Source organism: Geodermatophilus sp. SYSU D00697, assembly GCF_054050175.1.
The window spans coordinates 1-16,834 of record NZ_JBJGYV010000033.1 but is presented as its reverse complement, the minus strand read 5'-3'; the positions used below and the strand labels follow the sequence as shown (position 1 = coordinate 16,834).

15 protein-coding genes are annotated in these 16,834 nt (G+C 75.1%); 12 read left to right on the top strand and 3 right to left on the bottom strand.

Features of this window, described 5'->3' with window-relative positions:
• Nucleotides 1-71: 71 nt before the first annotated feature.
• The 3 genes from ACI79C_RS21275 to ACI79C_RS21265 are packed head-to-tail and all read left to right on the top strand — an operon-like array spanning nt 72 to nt 3,627.
• Entirely contained in the window at nt 72-1,757 is a 1,686-nt protein-coding gene (locus ACI79C_RS21275) for a circularly permuted type 2 ATP-grasp protein (protein WP_456947685.1), read from the top strand.
• The gene (locus ACI79C_RS21270; protein WP_456947684.1) at nt 1,751-2,701 is read left to right on the top strand and encodes an alpha-E domain-containing protein; all 951 of its coding nucleotides are present in this window, start codon (nt 1,751-1,753) and stop codon (nt 2,699-2,701) included. The genes ACI79C_RS21275 and ACI79C_RS21270 overlap by 7 nt, the downstream gene beginning before the upstream one ends.
• The gene (locus tag ACI79C_RS21265; protein WP_456947683.1) at nt 2,698-3,627 is read left to right on the top strand and encodes a transglutaminase family protein; all 930 of its coding nucleotides are present in this window, start codon (nt 2,698-2,700) and stop codon (nt 3,625-3,627) included. Before ACI79C_RS21270 ends, ACI79C_RS21265 begins: the two co-directional genes overlap by 4 nt.
• On the opposite strand, the gene ACI79C_RS21260 is transcribed toward ACI79C_RS21265, so the two are convergent.
• Nucleotides 3,611-4,384 (bottom strand): hypothetical protein, encoded by a 774-nt coding sequence (locus tag ACI79C_RS21260; protein ID WP_456947682.1) that lies wholly within the window; start codon nt 4,382-4,384, stop codon nt 3,611-3,613. The two genes, ACI79C_RS21265 and ACI79C_RS21260, sit on opposite strands and share 17 nt — an antisense overlap.
• Nucleotides 4,385-4,582: 198 nt before the next feature.
• Here ACI79C_RS21260 and ACI79C_RS21255 point away from each other — a divergent pair, with 198 nt between their 5' ends.
• Complete coding sequence (locus ACI79C_RS21255) at nt 4,583-6,397, top strand: ABC-F family ATP-binding cassette domain-containing protein (protein ID WP_456947681.1); 1,815 nt, start codon at nt 4,583-4,585, stop codon at nt 6,395-6,397.
• A 313-nt stretch (nt 6,398-6,710) separates the two neighbouring features.
• Here the strand turns inward: ACI79C_RS21255 and ACI79C_RS21250 are convergent, their stop codons facing one another.
• On the bottom strand, nt 6,711-7,412 hold the full coding sequence (locus tag ACI79C_RS21250; RefSeq protein ID WP_456947680.1) for a hypothetical protein: 702 nt from the start codon (nt 7,410-7,412) through the stop codon (nt 6,711-6,713).
• 186 nt (nt 7,413-7,598) lie between these two features.
• On the opposite strand from ACI79C_RS21250, the gene ACI79C_RS21245 reads away from it, so the two are divergent.
• The 8 genes from ACI79C_RS21245 (at nt 7,599) to mnhG (ending at nt 16,042) form a co-directional block, all read left to right on the top strand.
• On the top strand, nt 7,599-8,780 hold the full coding sequence (locus tag ACI79C_RS21245; protein WP_456947679.1) for a sensor histidine kinase: 1,182 nt from the start codon (nt 7,599-7,601) through the stop codon (nt 8,778-8,780).
• The gene (locus ACI79C_RS21240; protein ID WP_456947678.1) at nt 8,777-9,436 is read left to right on the top strand and encodes a response regulator; all 660 of its coding nucleotides are present in this window, start codon (nt 8,777-8,779) and stop codon (nt 9,434-9,436) included. Before ACI79C_RS21245 ends, ACI79C_RS21240 begins: the two co-directional genes overlap by 4 nt.
• A 159-nt stretch (nt 9,437-9,595) precedes the next feature.
• Nucleotides 9,596-12,472: a Na+/H+ antiporter subunit A gene (locus ACI79C_RS21235; protein WP_456947677.1), complete on the top strand. Its 2,877-nt coding sequence runs from the start codon at nt 9,596-9,598 to the stop codon at nt 12,470-12,472.
• Nucleotides 12,469-12,957, top strand: coding sequence for a Na(+)/H(+) antiporter subunit C (locus ACI79C_RS21230; protein WP_456947676.1), 489 nt, complete (start codon nt 12,469-12,471; stop codon nt 12,955-12,957). The genes ACI79C_RS21235 and ACI79C_RS21230 overlap by 4 nt, the downstream gene beginning before the upstream one ends.
• Complete coding sequence (locus ACI79C_RS21225; RefSeq protein WP_456947675.1) at nt 12,954-14,675, top strand: Na+/H+ antiporter subunit D; 1,722 nt, start codon at nt 12,954-12,956, stop codon at nt 14,673-14,675. The genes ACI79C_RS21230 and ACI79C_RS21225 overlap by 4 nt, the downstream gene beginning before the upstream one ends.
• A 73-nt stretch (nt 14,676-14,748) precedes the next feature.
• Entirely contained in the window at nt 14,749-15,324 is a 576-nt protein-coding gene (locus ACI79C_RS21220; protein ID WP_456947674.1) for a Na+/H+ antiporter subunit E, read from the top strand.
• The gene (locus ACI79C_RS21215; protein WP_456947673.1) at nt 15,321-15,647 is read left to right on the top strand and encodes a monovalent cation/H+ antiporter complex subunit F; all 327 of its coding nucleotides are present in this window, start codon (nt 15,321-15,323) and stop codon (nt 15,645-15,647) included. The genes ACI79C_RS21220 and ACI79C_RS21215 overlap by 4 nt, the downstream gene beginning before the upstream one ends.
• Nucleotides 15,644-16,042 (top strand): monovalent cation/H(+) antiporter subunit G, encoded by a 399-nt coding sequence (gene mnhG, locus ACI79C_RS21210; RefSeq protein ID WP_456947672.1) that lies wholly within the window; start codon nt 15,644-15,646, stop codon nt 16,040-16,042. The genes ACI79C_RS21215 and mnhG overlap by 4 nt, the downstream gene beginning before the upstream one ends.
• A 5-nt stretch (nt 16,043-16,047) precedes the next feature.
• Here the strand turns inward: mnhG and ACI79C_RS21205 are convergent.
• A partial coding sequence (locus tag ACI79C_RS21205; RefSeq protein ID WP_456947671.1) for a VOC family protein occupies nt 16,048-16,834 on the bottom strand: 787 nt, incomplete at its 5' end.

The window sequence follows — 16,834 nt, the reverse complement described above, 5'->3', positions numbered from 1 at the left end:
GCGGGACGACACGGTCCGCGGGTCACGCCGTCGAAACGCGCAGGACACACGCCCGAACTAGGTTCCCGGTCATGGCGGACCTCTTCGACGGCTACCCCCTCGGGGAGCAGTGGGACGAGATGTTCGGGGAGGCCGACCGGCCCCGGCCGGCGTACACGGGGCTGTACACCTCGCTGCAGCCGATGGCCGGCGAGGAGCTCTCCGCCCGCGCGGACCTGCTCTCCCAGACCTACCGGGACGCCGGGGTCACCTTCGCCCACGCCGGTGAGGAGCAGCCCTTCCCGCTCGACATCGTCCCGCGCGTGATCGGCGCCGAGGAGTGGTCGCTGGTCGAGCGCGGCGTCGCCCAGCGGGTGCAGGCCCTGGAGGCCTTCCTCGCCGACGTGTACGGCGCCGGCCAGGTCTTCGCCGACGGCGTGGTGCCGCGCAGCGTGGTCACCACCAGCGCCCACTTCCACCGGCAGGCGCACGGGCTGGTGCCACCCGGCGGGGTGCGCATCCACGTTGCCGGCATCGACCTGGTCCGCGACGAGGCCGGGGACTTCCGCGTCCTCGAGGACAACCTGCGCTCGCCGTCCGGGGTCAGCTACGTCATCACCAACCGCGCGGCGATGAGCCAGGTGCTGCCCGAGCTGTTCGCCGACCACCGCATCCAGCCGGTCGCCGACTACCCGACCCGCCTGCTGGCGGCCCTCAAGGCGTCGGCGCCGCCCCACGTGTCCGACCCGACGGTCGTCGTCCTCACCCCGGGCGTCTACAACTCCGCCTACTTCGAGCACGCGCTGCTGGCCCGCCAGATGGGCGTGGAGCTGGTGGAGGGCCGCGACCTGGTCTGCGCGGGCAACCAGGTCAGCATGCGGACGACCGACGGCCAGCGCCGCGTCGACGTCATCTACCGCCGCATCGACGACGAGTTCCTCGACCCGGTGCACTTCCGGCCCGACTCGGTGATCGGCTGCGCCGGGCTGCTCAACGCCGCGCGCGCCGGCCGGGTCACGATCGCCAACGCCGTCGGCAACGGCGTCGCCGACGACAAGCTGCTCTACACCTGGGTGCCCGACCTGGTCCGCTACTACCTGGCCGAGGAGCCGCTGCTGGCCAACGCCGAGACCCACCGGCTCGACGAGCCCGACGTGGTCGAGTGGGTGCTCGGGTCGCTGGACCAGCTGGTGCTCAAGCCGGTCGACGGCTCGGGAGGCAAGGGGATCGTGATCGGGCCGCGGGCCGACGAGCGGACGCTGGCGGAGCTGGCGGTCAGGGTGCGGGCCCGGCCGAGGGACTGGATCGCGCAGAAGCCGATCGGGCTGTCCACCTGCCCGACGCTGGTCGGCGGCCGGATCGCGCCACGGCACGTGGACCTGCGGCCGTTCGCGGTCAACGACGGGGAGCGGGTGTGGGTGCTGCCCGGCGGGCTGACGCGGGTCGCCCTGCCGGAGGGTGAGCTGGTGGTCAACTCCAGCCAGGGTGGCGGGTCGAAGGACACCTGGGTGCTCAGCCCGCCCCGCCCGGCCACCGCGCCCGAGGAGGAGCCGGCCGCCGACCTCACCCGCATCGAGTTCACCGCTGCCGACCTGGCCGGTGACTCGACGGCACCCGACCCCGGCCCGGCGAGCGACCTGCTCGTCGACCAGTCCCAGCAACAGCAGCAGTCGGAGGACCCCTCCCTCCTCAGCGCTCGCACGCTCGCGCCGAGCCTCCGGGAGGGGCCGGCCGCTGGTGGCGCCGGTCGGGTTCGTCGCGGCGGTCAGCCGTGCTGAGCCGGATCGCCGAGTCGCTGTTCTGGATCGGCCGCTACGTGGAGCGGGCCGACGACACCGCCCGGATCCTCGACGTGCACACCCAGCGGCTGGTCGAGGACCCGTGGATCGACGAGCGTCGCGCCTGCGCCAACCTCCTGTCGCTGATGGGCTCCCCGGTGCCCGAGGAGGAGGCCGACACCGAGCGGGTGCTGGCCACACTGGCCTTCGAGCGGGCCAGCCCGAGCTCGATCGTCGGCGCGCTGTCGGCGGCCCGGGAGAACGCCCGCGGCGCCCGCGAGGTGCTCTCGGCGGAGATCTGGGAGTCGCTGAACGTCACGCACAACGCGCTCCCGCAGCAGCGGACGATGGCCCGCCGGTACGGCCCGCACTCGCTGTTCCGGTTCGTCCGGGAGCGTTCGGCGATGGTGTTCGGGCTGGCCGACTCCACGATGAGCCGCGACGAGAGCTGGCTGTTCCTCGTCCTCGGCCGGTCGCTGGAGCGGGTGGACATGACCGCGCGGATCATCTCCACCCGGGTCCTGGCCGGGGACGCCGCGCCGTCCTGGACCCTGGTGCTGCGCTCCACCGGCGCCTACGAGCCCTACCTGCGCACCTACCGCGGGGTGGTGGACTCCAGCCGGGCCGCGGAGTTCCTCCTGCTCGACCGGCTGTTCCCGCGGTCGGTGTTCGCCTCGCTGGAGCAGGCCGAGGCGTGCCTGGCCGAGCTGGAGCGCTCGCCGCTGCGCGACGCCACCCGCATCGGCGTCGCCGGCGAGGCGCACCGGATCGTCGGGCGGGCGCGGACGATGCTCGAGTTCATGGCCGCCCCCGACCTGCTCGCCCAGCTCCCCGCCCGGCTGGAGGAGCTGCAGCGCACCTGCTCGCTGGCGAGTGCGGCGATCACCAACCGGTTCTTCACCGAGCAGGCGCCGCAGGTGTGGGTCCCGGAGGGGGTGGCGTGAACCAGTCGCAGAGCTCGGCCGGGCAGACCCAGTCGCTGGGCGGGCAGACCCAGGCGCAGCGGTCGGGTCCCCGGCCGCCGGGCGACCGGTGGCGGCTGCAGGTCGTGCACCGCACCCGCTTCCGCTACGGCGGGCCGGTGCGGTCGTCCTACAACGAGGCGCGGCTGACCCCGGAGAACAGCAGCCGCCAGACGACGCTGCGCTCACGGGTGGAGATCGAGCCGGCCGCCAACGCCTTCCCCTACCGCGACTACTGGGGCTCCACGGTCACCGCCTTCGACCTGCACACCCCGCACACCGAGCTGGTGGTCACCGGGACCTCGATCGTCGAGGCCGGCCCGGAGCCGGTCGAGCACGAGCACGTGGACTGGGCGCGGCTGCGCGGACCCGACGTCCGCGACCGGTTCGGCGAGCTGCTCGCCCCCACCGCCCTGACCGCGATGGACGACGACGTCGTCGCCGAGGTCCGCGCGGAGGTCGGCGACGCCCCGCCGCACGAGGCAGGGGCGGCGGTCTGCCGGCTGGTGCGCGACCGGATGGCGTACCTGTCCGGGTCCACCAACGTGAAGACCAACGCGATGCAGGCGTGGAGCTCCGGGAAGGGGGTGTGCCAGGACATCTCGCACGTGACCGTCGGCCTGCTGCGCGCCCTCGGCCTGCCCGCGCGGTACGTCTCGGGCTACCTGCACCCCAAGCGGGAGGCCGGGGTGGGGATCACGGTCACCGGCGAGAGCCACGCCTGGGTGGAGTGGTGGGACGGCGGCTGGTGCGCCTTCGACCCGACCAACGCCACCGAGGTCGGCACCCGGCACGTGACCCTCGGCCGGGGCCGCGACTACGGCGACGTACCCCCGTTCAAGGGGATCTTCTCCGGGCCGGCCAGCGAGGGGCACACCGTCACCGTCGAGGTCACCCGCCTGGCCTGAGGCAGGCCCCGTCGTCCCACGCGGCGGGCAGCCGCTCGGTGCGTCGGGTCAGCCGCGGTGCCCAGTGCGCGGGAGCGGCGTCCAGCCAGGCGGCGCCGGCGTCGGCGAGCCGGCCGTCGGAGCGCAGTGGCGCCCAGCCGCGCAGCACCCGCAGCGCCTCGGCCACGGTGACCAGCACCCGCCCGACCCCGCGCCGGCGCACCACGGGGTCGACGGTGACGGTGTCGACGACGCCGGAGCGGGTCCACCAGCGGACCTCGCCGACCCGGTCGCCCGTGCGCACGCCCCGGGCGGCGGCCTGGTGCGGGCCCACCAGCGAGCCCGGGCGGAACTCGGGGCCGGAGAAGGCGAGCAGGGAGACCGAGGGGACCCCGCTGGCGCTGTGGTGGACCTCGGTGAACCACAGCGGCGGGCACCGGTCGGCGAGGGTCTGGGCCGGTTCGACCCGCACCACGGCGCCGTCGGCGACCCGGTAGCGCAGGTCGACCAGCCAGCCGCCCGGCCGCCGTCCCCGGGAGTGGAGCGCGGTGAGGTCCACCGGCGTCCCGTCGGGGAAGCGCTCGGAGGCCACCGCGACCAGCGAGTGCTCGGCCGACGCCGGCCCCCGCTCGGCCAGCCGCGCCCACCAGACCGACGCCGGGGCGGCCGCCGGGTCGCGGGACGCCCGGCGGACGGCGACCAGCGTCGCCCGGGCCGCCTGCTGCGCACCGCGGACCGGGAGCGCGGTCCCTCCGGCGAGAACAACCGCCGCGGTCATCGTCCACCTCCTGGGGAGTGCTGCGGGATCGATCGGCCCGACCCTCGGACGGGCGGCTTGGGCGGCCCTTGCGGGTCACTTGCGGCGCGCTGGCCGGGCACGAGGCGAGCCGGTTCCGGGCGGCGTCCCGGGAGCCAGCGGCCGCTGTCCCGGGGCGGTCGGGAACCGCGCCCGGGCCGGGCGGATACTGGGGATCCCATGAGCGCACCCGTCAATCTGGTCAACCTCGAGCGGGTGCAGAAGGCGCACGGCACGACCGTGCTGCTCGACGACGTCTCGCTCGGCATCGCCGCCGGTGAGCGGATCGGCGTGGTCGGCCGCAACGGCAGCGGCAAGTCCACGCTGCTCGGCGTCCTGACCGGCCGGGAGGACCCCGACACCGGCCGGGTCACCCGCCGAGCGGACCTCGCCCTCGGAGTCCTGGACCAGTCCGGCACCCTGCCGCCGGGCGCCACGGTGCGCGACGTCGTCCTGCCGGCGGACCTGTTCGCCGCCGAGCACGAGTGGGCCGCCGACCCGGCCGTGCGCAGCGTGCTGACCGGGCTGGAGCTCGACCGGCTGGGCCTGGACTCGCCCGTGGCGCCGATGTCCGGCGGCGAGCGCCGGCGGGTGGCGCTGGCCGCCCAGCTGATCCGGCCCCTGGACCTGCTGGTCCTCGACGAGCCGACCAACCACCTCGACGTCGAGGGCGTGGCGTGGCTGGCCGACTACGTGAAGGACCGGGTCGGCGCGCTGGTCGTCGTCACCCACGACCGGTGGTTCCTCGACGAGGTCTGCACCCGCACCTGGGAGGTCGCCGACGGCAAGGTGCACGCCTACGACGGCGGGTACGCGGCGTACACGCTGGCGCGGGCCGAGCGGGCGCGGATCGCGGCGGTCACCGAGGAGCGGCGGCTGAACCTGGTGCGCAAGGAGCTCGCCTGGCTGCGCCGCGGCCCGCCCGCACGGACGAGCAAGCCGCGCTTCCGGATCGAGGCGGCCCAGGCGCTCATCGAGGACGTGCCGCCGCCGCGCGACTCGATGGCGCTGAAGGGCTTCGCCGCCCGCCGGCTCGGCAAGACCGTCTACGACGTCGAGGACGTCGACTACGCCGTCCCCTCCGACGACGGCCCCCGGTCGCTCTTCAGCGACCTGACCTGGCACGTCGGCCCCGGCGACCGGATCGGCGTCGTCGGCGTCAACGGCGCGGGCAAGACCTCGCTGCTGCGGCTCCTGGTCGGGGAGACCGAGCCCGACCGCGGCCGCGTGGTGCGCGGCAAGACGGTCGCGCCGGCGTACCTCTCCCAGCACGTCGCCGAGCTCGACGGCCGGCTGCGCGTGCTGGAGGCGGTGCAGGAGGTCGCCCGGATCGCGCGGATCGGCGACCAGGAGATCTCCGCGTCCTCACTGGCCGAGCGGTTCGGGTTCGCGGCGTCCCGGCAGTGGACGCCGGTGGGCGACCTCTCCGGCGGGGAGCGGCGGCGGCTGCAGCTGCTGCGGCTGCTCATGGGGGAGCCGAACGTGCTGCTGCTCGACGAGCCGACCAACGACCTCGACATCGACACGCTCACCGCGCTCGAGGACCTGCTCGACGGTTTCCCGGGCACCGTGCTGGTGGTCAGCCACGACCGGTACTTCGTCGACCGGGTGTGCGACTCGGTCGTCGCGCTCATGGGCGACGGCTCGCTGGCCGCCCTGCCCGGCGGGGTGGAGGAGTACCTGGCCCGCCGCGCGGCCGGCGAGGCGCAGCTGCCCTCTGCCGGAGGCCGGGTGGCGGAGCCCGCGCCCGTCGCCGACACCGCGCCGGCCCGCTCGGCCGGTGAGGTGCGGGCGGCCCGCAAGGAGGCCGCCCGCCTCGAGCGGCGCCTGGAGAAGCTCACCGCCGAGGAGGAGCGGCTGCACGGCGAGCTCGCGGCCGCCGCCACCGACCACGCGCGGGTGCTGGAGCTCGACGAGCGGCTGCGGGCGGTGCTCGCCGAGAAGGAGCAGGTCGAGACCGACTGGCTGGAGGCCGCGGAGGTCGCCGAGGGCTGACCCCCGGCGGTGGGAGCCCGCCGCGAGGCTGACGCCGGGCGGTAGGGGCCCGCCACGAGGCTGACGCCGGGCGGCCGGAGCCCACCGACCTCCGGCTGGGTCCCGGTCCGCGCACGCTCGTGCTCTGCGTACCGCTGGCAGGCAGAGCACGAGCGTCCCGGGAGCCGACGACGCCGGCAGGACCTCGTGCTCTGCGTACCGATGGCAGGCAGAGCACGAGCGGGCCGGGGGCCCACGACGGTGGCGGGACCTCGTGCTCTGCGTACCGCTGGCAGGCAGAGCACGAGGTCCTCCGGCAGGTGGTGGTGCGGGGTCAGACGGCGGTGCGCTCGGCGCGGCGGCGGGCGATCATCCGCAGGCCGACGACGACCGCCGGGGCCGCCCCCACCAGCGCGAAGCCGGCGTACAGCAGCGGGGTGAACGTCAGCGCCGCCGACAGGACCAGGCAGGCCACGGCCGGGACCAGCAGCCACCAGCTGATGACACCGGCCCGCGCCAGACCCGCGTAGCCGACGAGCGGGCCGAGCAGACCCAGCAGCGTCACGGTGCCGACGACGCCCACCGCCGCCGAGCCCTGCACCGACTCGAACAGCGCCAGCGCGGTGTCGGCGGGCAGCTCGCGGCCGATGCCCCCGGTCCAGAAGTCGTACAGGACCAAGCCGGTCACCGTGACCAGGCCGATCGCCGACAGGAGGGCGCCGACGACCGTCGGCACGCGCCCACGGCGGCCGCGGACCAGCGCGGGGGCCGCCAGCCAGGCCAGGCCCGACGCCATGGTCCCGTAGTGCAGCAGCAGGGCCGACAGCGCCGTCTGCCCCTCGTCGCGGGCCAGCGCGGCGATGTAGTCGGCGTCGGCCATCGAGGCCTGCGGTGGCGAGGTGGCCATGCCGGCCACGTAGAGGAGCGAGCCCGCGACCAGGGCGCCACCGGCGATGGTGAGCATGAGGGAGCCGGCGCTGCGGTCGGAGGTCTCGGGGGTCGTGGGGGAGGGAGCCGTGCGGACGTCGGTGGTCATCGTTCCTCGTCGGGTCGGGTGCACCGCCTCGGTGCGGTGTCGACGAGGAAGCTAGGAACCCGGCCCTGACCTGCGCGTCCGTCGCGGCGCACCGACCCGCCTCCGCCGTACGGCGGACCCCGACACGACGGCGTTCGGCCGCGCGGGGGATCCCCCGGGCGCCGGCGGGCCCCTAGCGTGCTCGGCATGCCCCGCTGGCCGGTCGACCCGCGCACGCGCCGTCTCTTCTGGCCGGCCGTGGGCGCCCTGCTCGGCGCGCTGTCGGTGTTCGAGTGGTTCGTCGAGGGCTTCGACCGCAACCAGTTCGCGCTGGCCGCGCCGGGCATCCTGGTCGGCGCGCTGCTCGCCGTCTGCCCGCGGTGGCCGGCGGTCACCGCGGTCCTGGGTGCGCTCACCGTCCTGCTGAACCTCCTGGGCGGCGCGCCCGGCCCGGGCGGCTCCCAGCTGGTCGGCATGGGCCTGCTGGTCGGCCACGCGGTCGCCGTCCTCCCGGCCCGCCCGGCGGCCCGGGCGGCCGGAGCCGCCATCGTGCTGGCGACCGCACTGGGCTCGGTCTTCGCACCCAACCCCTGGGAGTCGGTCTTCTACCTGCTCGTCCTCGGTGCCGCGGCGACGGTCGGCGCCCTGGTCGCCCAGTCCCGCCGGCGCGCCGAGGAGCTGCAGGTGCTCGCCGCCCGGCTGGCCGAGCAGCAGGAGACGGTCGCCGCGGCGGCCACGACCACCGAGCGCGCCCGCATCGCCCGCGAGGTGCACGACTCGGTCGCCCACGCGGTCAGCGTGATGGTGCTGCAGATGGGCGGGCTGCGGCGACTGCTGCCCGACCACCCCGAGGCCCAGGAGGTCCTGCGCGGCCTGGAGAAGCTCGGCCGTGACTCGGTCGACGAGATGCGCCGCGTCGTGGGCATCCTGCGCGAGCAGCCGGACAGCGAACCGGCCCCGCTGCCCTCGCTGTCCCGGCTGGACGCGGTCCTCGACGATCTGCGGGCCGGTGGCATGCCGATCGAGCTCGTGGTCACCGGCGACCCGGTGGAGCTGCCCCAGCTGGTCGACGTCTCCGCCGTCCGGGTGGTACAGGAGGCGCTGTCCAACGTCGTCCGGCACGCCGGCGCCGCGGCCACCCGGGTGACCGTCGACCACGCGGCCGACCGGGTCACGGTGACCGTGACCGACGACGGCCGGGCGCGGGTGGCGACGCCGCCGCCGGTCCCGGGCACCGGCGGGCACGGGCAGCTGCACATGCGCGAGCGGGTCTCCGTCGTCGGCGGCCGGCTCGAGGTGGGCCCGGTCCGCGGCGGTGGCTACCGGGTGTGCGCGTCCTTCCCGCTCCCCGCCGCCGAGCGGCCGGCGCCCGCGGAGGTGGGGGCGTGACGATCCGGGTGGTGCTGGTCGACGACCAGGCGATGGTGCGCACCGGGCTGCGCATGGTGCTCGCCGCCGAGCCCGACATCGAGGTGGTCGGCGAGGCGGCCGACGGCGCGGCCGGGGTGCGGGTGGTCACCGACACCCGTCCGGACGTCGTCCTGCTCGACGTGCGCATGCCGGGGATGGACGGGCTGGAGGCCGCCCGCCGGATCGTCGCCGCGGAGCTGCCGACGCGGATCGTCGTGCTCACCACCTTCGACGAGGACGAGTACGTGGCCGCTGCGCTGCGGGCCGGCGTCAGCGGTTTCCTGCTCAAGGTGGCCCCGCCCGAGGACCTCGTCGCCGCCGTCCGGACCGTCGCCGCGGGGCACGGGCTGCTCGACCCGGCCGTGACGCTGCGGGTCATCGAGTCCTTCGCCACGGCGCCGGCACCCGACCCGGCGCGGGCCGGGGAGCTGGCCCAGCTGACCGACCGGGAGACCGACGTCCTCGCCCTGGTGGCCGCCGGGCTGTCCAACGCCGAGATCGCCGCGCGGCTGTACCTCGGCGAGGCCACGGTCAAGACCCACGTGAGCCGGGTACTGCTCAAGCTGGGTCTCCGGGACAGGGTGCAGGCGGTCGCGTTCGCCTACGAGAGCGGCCTGGTCACGCCCGGCCGGTGAGTCGGAGGACCCCGCTGCCCCCACCACTCGCAGGCTCGCGGTGGGCCCCTGCAGCGGGGCCGGGGCCAAACGCCCTGCCGGGTAGAGTGATGGTCACCGCCGGCCGTCGACGACCGACGTCAGTGGTCCCCGAGCCGCCCTCCGACTCCCGGGAGACCCGTGATCGCACTGCTCCTCCTCCACCTGCTGGCTGCGCTGCTGGCGCCCGTCCTCGTGCGGTGGTGGGGGAGGCAGGCCTTCGTCGTCCTCGCGCTCGTGCCGGCCGCCGGCTTCGTCTGGACCCTGGTGCAGCTGCGGACGGTCGTGGCCGGCGACGAGGTCCGCGAGACCGTGCCGTGGATCCCGGCCCTCGACCTCGAGATCGCGCTGCGGCTCGACGCCCTCGCGCTGGCCTTCGCCGCGCTGGTCACCGGGGTGGGCGCGCTGGTCCTGCTCTACTGCGCCCGGTACTTCGGCCCCGACGACGAGGGCACCGGCCGGTTCGCCGGGTGCCTCACCGCCTTCGCGGGCTCCATGCTGGGCCTGGTCCTCGCCGACGACCTGCTGCTGCTCTACGTCTTCTGGGAGCTCACCACCGTCTTCTCGTTCCTGCTCATCGGCGGCTCGGGACGGCGGCTGGCCGCGCGGCGGGCGGCCTCGCAGGCGCTGATCCTGACCACCGCCGGCGGGCTGGCCATGCTGGTGGGGCTGATCCTCGTCGGGCAGGCCAGCGGCTCGTTCCTGCTCTCGGAGGTCGTCGTCGCCCCCGGCAGCGGCCCGGCGATGGTCGCCGGGACGGCGCTGGTGCTCGCCGGCGCGGTGACCAAGTCGGCGATGGTCCCGTTCCACTTCTGGCTGCCCGCGGCCATGGAGGCGCCCACCCCGGTCAGCGCCTACCTGCACGCCGCGGCGATGGTGAAGGCCGGGATCTACCTGGTCGCCCGGCTGGCGCCCGGCTTCGCCGACGTCCCGGGGTGGCGGCCGGTGGTGCTCGGCCTGGGCGTGGCCACGATGCTGGTCGGCGGCTACCGGGCGTTGCGGCAGTCCGACCTCAAGCTGCTGCTGGCCTTCGGCACGGTCAGCCAGCTCGGCTTCCTCATGACGCTGGTGGGCGGGGGCAGCCGCGAGCTGGCCGCCGCCGGCCTGGTCATGACCATGGCCCACGCGCTGTTCAAGTCCACCCTGTTCCTCACCGTCGGCGTGGTCGACCACGCCACCGGGACCCGCGACCTGCGCGAGCTGTCGGGGCTGGGCCGGCGGCTGCCGGTGCTGGCCGGCATCGGCGTACTGGCCGGGGCGTCGATGGCCGGGCTCCCGCCGCTGCTCGGGTTCGTCGGCAAGGAGGCGGCGTTCACCGCGCTGTGGGACGTCGGCCTGCCCGACCGGAGGGCCGCGGTCGTCGTCCTCGCCGGCCTGGTCCTCGGCTCGGTCCTCACCGTCGCGTACACGGCCCGCTTCCTGTGGGGCGCCTTCGCCCGCAAGCCGGGTGTCGAGGACACCGAGCCCGCGCACCCGCCCGGCCCGCTGTTCCTCGCCGCGCCGGTGGTCCTGGCCCTGACCGGGCTGCTCGCGGGGCCGGCCAGCCCACTGCTCGAGCCGCTGGTCGCGGGGTACGCCGACACGCTCCCGCTGCTCGGACCGGAGGTCGAGCACCTGGCGCTCTGGCACGGCTGGCAGCCGGCCCTGGCGCTGTCGGCGCTCACGGTCGCCGGCGGCCTCGCGCTGTTCGCCGTCCGCACGAGGGTGTACCGGGTGCAGCGGAACCTGGCCGTGGGCGCGTCGGCCGACGAGGGCTACTGGAACGTCATCCAGGGCCTGGACCGGCTGTCGGTGCTGGTCACCGGCACCACCCAGCGCGGCTCGCTGCCGGCGTACCTGGGCACCATCCTCGTCGCGGTGCTGGCCCTCCCGGGCACGATCCTGCTCACCCGCGCGCCGTGGCCGGGGGAGTGGCGGGCCTGGGACACCCCGGTGCAGGCGATGGTGGGCGTCGTCGTGGTCACCGCCGCGGTGCTCGCGCTGCGCATCCGGCAGCGGCTGTCGGCGGTGCTGGTCGTCGGGGTGACCGGCTACGGGGTCGGCGTCCTCTTCGCCCTGCAGGGCGCCCCCGACCTGGCGCTCACCCAGTTCCTCGTCGAGACCCTCACCGTCGTCGTCTTCGTCCTCGTGCTGCGGATGCTGCCCAAGGACATCACCGAGCGGCACCGCCCCCGCGAACGCGCCGTGCGCGGGGTGATCGCGGTCGCCGTCGGGGCGTTCATGGCGGTGGTCGGTGCCGTCGCCCTGGCCGCGCGCACCGCGACGCCGGTGTCGGTGGACTACCCGGCACAGGCCTACGACTTCGGTGGGGGCAAGAACGTCGTCAACGTGACCCTCGTCGACATCCGCGCCTGGGACACCCTCGGGGAGATCTCGCTGCTGGTCGTCGCCGCCACCGGCGTGGCCAGCCTGGTCTTCCTGCGTGGCCGCACCGGCGGGGTCGAGCGGATCGACAGCGGGGAGCTGGCGCGGCGCCGTCCCGCCGGTGGGCGGGCCCCGCGCAACCGCTGGCTGGCGGCGACCGCCGCCCTCGACCCGGCCCGCCGCTCGGTGGTGCTCGAGGTGATCACCCGGATCCTGTTCCACACCATCACGCTGTTCTCGGTCTACCTGCTCTTCTCCGGCCACAACGAGCCCGGCGGGGGCTTCGCCGGTGGATTGGTCGCCGGCCTCGCGCTCGTGCTGCGCTACCTGGCCGGCGGACGCTACGAGCTGGGCGAGGCCGCGCCGGTGGCCCCGGGTCTGCTGCTGGGGACCGGCCTGCTGTTCGCCGGGACCACCGGGGTCGCCGGGCTGCTGCTGGGTGCCGAGGTCCTGCAGACGGCGATCCTCGAGACCGACCTGCCGGTGCTCGGCCACGTGAAGCTCGTGACCTCGCTGTTCTTCGACACCGGCGTCTACCTGATCGTCGTCGGGCTGGTCCTCGACGTGCTGCGCAGCCTGGGCGCGGAGCTGGACCGCCAGGAGGACGAGGACGACCCGATCGAGCTCAACCCCGGAGAGGTGGTGGTCCGATGACCCCGACGATCGTGCTGCCGGTGGTGATCGGCGGCCTCTACGCCGCCGGGGTGTACCTGCTGCTCGACCGCAGCCTCACCCGCGTGCTGCTGGGCTTCCTGCTGCTCGGCAACGCCACCAACCTGCTGCTGCTGTCCGCCGGCGGCCCGGCGGGGCTGGCCCCGATCCTGGGCTACTCCGAGGCCGAGGACATGAACGACCCGCTCCCGCAGGCGCTGATCCTCACCGCGATCGTCATCACCTTCGGCGTCGCGGCGTTCGTGCTCGCGATGATCCACCGGTCCTGGCGGCTGGTGCACCAGGAGGTCGTGGGCACCGACGAGGAGGACCGCCTGGTCGCGGCGCGCTCGGGCACCGACGCCGACGAGCTCGACCCCGACGACCTCGCCCCCGAGGACCGCATCGCCGGGCACGCGGACAGCCTGCACGAGGACGCCGACGGGCTGCCCGCCGACGACGTCGACCTGCCGGCGGGGGCGCGGTGATCCGCGTCCTGGCCCCGCTGCCGGTCCTGCTGCCGCTGCTGGGGGCGGCCGTCGCCCTGCTGGTGTCCGGTCACCCGCGGTTCCAGCGGCTGGTCAGCCTCGCCGTCCTCACCACGGTGCTCGCCGTCTCGGTGACCCTGCTGCTCGTCGCGGACGCCGAGGGCGCCACCTCGGTCGCCGTCGGCGGCTGGCCGGTCCCGCTGGGCATCGTCCTCGTCGTCGACCGGCTCTCGGCCCTGATGCTCGTGGTCGCCTCGACCGTCACCCTCGGCGTGCTGGTGTTCGCCGTCGGCCAAGGCACCGCCGACGGCGCGGAGGAGACGCCGCTGTCGATCTTCCACCCGACCTTCCTCGTGCTCGTCGCGGGCGTGAGCAACGCCTTCCTCGCCGGGGACCTGTTCAACCTCTACGTCGGGTTCGAGATCCTGCTCATGGCGTCGTACGTGCTGCTCACCCTGGGCGGCACCGCGCCCCGGATCCGCGGCGGCATCACCTACGTCATCGTCAGCCTGACCAGCTCGCTGGTCTTCCTGGCCGCGATCGGGCTGGTCTACGCGGCGACCGGCACCGTCAACATGGCCGACCTCGCGCTGCGGCTGGGCGACCTGCCCGAGGGCACCCAGGTCCTGCTGCAGTCGATGCTGCTCATCGCCTTCGGCATCAAGGCCGCGGTGTTCCCGTTGTCGGCCTGGCTCCCGGACAGCTACCCGACCGCCCCCGCACCGGTCACCGCGGTCTTCGCCGGGCTGCTCACCAAGGTCGGTGTCTACGCGATCATCCGCACGCAGACCCTGCTGTTCCCGCAGGGGGCCCTCGACGACCTGCTCATGTGGGCGGCACTCGCCACCATGCTCATCGGCATCCTCGGCGCGGTCGCCCAGACCGACCTGCGGCGGCTGCTGTCGTTCACCCTGGTCAGCCACATCGGCTACATGGTGTTCGGCATCGCCCTGGGGACGGCGAGCGGCCTGGCCGGCGCGGTGTTCTACGTGGCCCACCACATCGCCATCCAGACGACGCTGTTCCTCGTCGCCGGGCTGGTCGAGCGTCAGGGTGGGACGACGTCGGTGAACAAGCTCGGCGGCCTGGCCCGGCGCTCGCCGCTGCTGGCGGTGCTGTTCTTCGTGCCCGCCATGAACCTCGCCGGGATCCCGCCGCTGTCGGGCTTCGTCGGCAAGCTCGGGCTGCTCCAGGCCGGCGTGGCCGACGGCAGCGCGCTCGCGCTGACCCTCGTCGCCGGCGGGGTGGTCACCAGCCTGCTGACCCTGCTCGCGATCGCCCGGGTGTGGACCCGCGCGTTCTGGCGGCCGCCCACGCAGGCGCCCGCCGACGACACCGCGGCCGCGGCCGCCGCCGACGCCGGTGCCGACCTCGTCCCGACGACCCCCGACGGCGCGCCGGGACCGGCGGCGTCGGACGGCCGGTCTGCGACCGCCAGCGGGGACGGCCGTCCCCGCACCGCGCTCGAGGACGCGTGGCGGCGGCACACCCGGGTGGCGACGGCGGCCGAGCCCGACCTGCCGCCGCCGGCGGCCGCCACCCGGGCCCTGCGGCCGTTGCCGGCCACGATGGTGGCGGCGACCGCGGCCCTGGTCGCGGTCACCGTGTCGCTGACCGGCCTGGCCGGGCCGCTGTACGGGATCGCGCAGCGCGCCGCCGACGACCTGCTCGACCGCACGCCCTACATCTCGTCGGTCTTCGACCGGGAGCAGCCGTGAGCGAGCGTGCGAGCTCACGCGTGTGCACAGCACCGTCGGGCACGGCCGCGACGAGCGCCGGCGAGGAGGGGCCGTGACCGTCGAGCCCGCCGTCACCCGGCTGCGGCACCAGATCCCGCTGCTGGTCTGGCTGGTGCTGGTCTGGATCCTGCTGTGGGGCACCTGGTCGTGGGCGAACGTCCTCTCCGGGGTCGTCGTCGCGCTGGTCGTGACGGTGCTGCTGCCGCTGCCGCACGTCGTCGGGGGCACGCGGGTGCGCCCGCTGGCGGCGCTGCGGTTCCTCGCCCGCTTCGTCGTCGACCTGGTGGTGTCCGGGGCGCAGGTCGCCTGGCTGACCCTGCGTCCCGGCGGCGCGGGCATGTCGGCGATCGTGCAGGTGCAGCTGCGCACCGACTCCGACCTGCTGCTGACGATGGTCGCCGAGGCGGTGTCCCTGGTCCCGGGGTCGCTGGTCCTCGACCTGGACCGGGAGGAGAGGCTGATCACCGTGCACATCCTCGGCGTGCCCGACCTCGAGGCGGTGGCGCGGGAGAAGGAGCGGGTGCTGGCCACCGAGGACCGGCTGGTCCGGGCGTTCGGCTCACCCGCCGAGGTCGCCGCCCTCGACGCCGCACCCGGACGCCGTCCGGCCGGGAGGAGGACGCCGTGATCGTCGGCTACCTGCTCTACGGCCTGATCGGCGCCGGCGCGGTACTGACGCTGGTCCGGCTGGCTCGCGGGCCCTCGCTGCTCGACCGCGTGGTGGCCACCGACACGCTGCTGGTGATCATCTCGGCGGGCCTGGCGGTCTACGCCGCGCTGGAGCGGAACGCGAGCGTCGTCCCGGTGCTGGTGGTGGTGTCGCTGCTGGCGTTCGTCGGCACGGTGTCGGTCGCCCGCTACGTGGGCGGGATGCTCGTGCGGGCCCGGACCGACGACGGCCGGGACCTCGGCCTGCCGGTCGCCGCCGAAGAGCGGGAGGCCTCGTCGTGACCTCGTTCGCCGACGTCGTGGCGATGGCCTGCCTGGTCGCCGGGGCGTTCCTCTGCCTGACGGCGGGGCTGGGCCTGCTGCGCTTCCCCGACGTGCTCTCCCGGATGCACGCCGGCACCAAACCCCAGGTACTGGGCGTGCTGCTGGTGATGGTCGGCGCGGCGATCCGGCTCTCGGGCTGGTCGGCGACGTGGATGCTGCTGCTGGTCGCGGCCTTCCAGCTGCTCACCGCGCCGGTGAGCGCACACATGATCAGCCGGGTTGCCTACCGGCGGCGGCACGTGCGCCGCGACCTCCTGCTGGTCGACGAGCTCGGCGCCGCCGGCCACCAGGACCCGGTGTACCGCGGCGACGAGCCCGGCGACGCCCCGCCCGAGTCCGTCGCCGGCCGGTAGGCCGCTCACCCCAGCTGGCCGAGCCAGAAGGGCAGTCCCTGGTCGTCGCGGCAGTAGGCCGACAGCCCGAAGGACTGTCGCTCGACCTCCCCGGCCTGCCCGCCCGCGGTCCGCACCGCAGCGACGGCGACCTCGATGTCGTCGACCGCGTACATCGGCACCGCCCCGAGGTCGTGGGACGCGCCGCCGGCGATGCCGACCATCGGGGTCACCGACTGGTCCTCCCAGCCGTCCTCGACACGCCCGGGGCTCATCGACCAGTCGAGCACCGCCCCGTAGAAGTCGCGGGCGCGGGCGCCGTCCGGGACCCGCAGGGTCAGGTACACCGTGTCCCCGCAGTGCACCGGGGGGCGGGACGCGGCCGGGGCGCCGGCGGGGGTCTGCAGCATCCACCGGTGGCCGAACGGGTCCACGACGACGCCGGTGCGGCCGTACGGGGCGTCGGCCGGCTCGCGCTCGACCGTGGCCCCGGCCGCGGCGGCCCGCGTGACGGCCGCGTCGGCGTCCGCGACCGCCAGGTGCAGGCTCACGCTGACCCGGCCCTCAGCCGGCCCGGTGAGCCCCAGCTCCGGGTGCTCGTCGGCGAGGTAGAGGGTCGACCCGCCGACGTCGAGCTCGGCGTGGCCGATGCGGTCGTCGTCCATGACGTACGGGTCCCCGACGAGGCGGGCACCGAGGGCCTCGGCGTACCAGTTCATCGCCGCGCGTGCGTCGCGGACGACGAGGTAGGGGGTGAGCTGCGACATCGGGCTGGCCTCCCGTGGCTCGGGTGCGGGTGCCACGACGGCACCC

Bases quoted from the DNA above. Each gene is read 5' to 3' on its own strand.
- ACI79C_RS21245 (WP_456947679.1), top strand. From the start codon at position 7,599: ATGCCCCGCTGGCCGGTCGACCCGCGCACGCGCCGTCTCTTCTGGCCG.
- ACI79C_RS21250 (WP_456947680.1), bottom strand. From the start codon at position 7,412: ATGACCACCGACGTCCGCACGGCTCCCTCCCCCACGACCCCCGAGACC.
- ACI79C_RS21275 (WP_456947685.1), top strand. From the start codon at position 72: ATGGCGGACCTCTTCGACGGCTACCCCCTCGGGGAGCAGTGGGACGAG.
- ACI79C_RS21260 (WP_456947682.1), bottom strand. From the start codon at position 4,384: ATGACCGCGGCGGTTGTTCTCGCCGGAGGGACCGCGCTCCCGGTCCGC.
- ACI79C_RS21255 (WP_456947681.1), top strand. From the start codon at position 4,583: ATGAGCGCACCCGTCAATCTGGTCAACCTCGAGCGGGTGCAGAAGGCG.
- ACI79C_RS21230 (WP_456947676.1), top strand. From the start codon at position 12,469: ATGACCCCGACGATCGTGCTGCCGGTGGTGATCGGCGGCCTCTACGCC.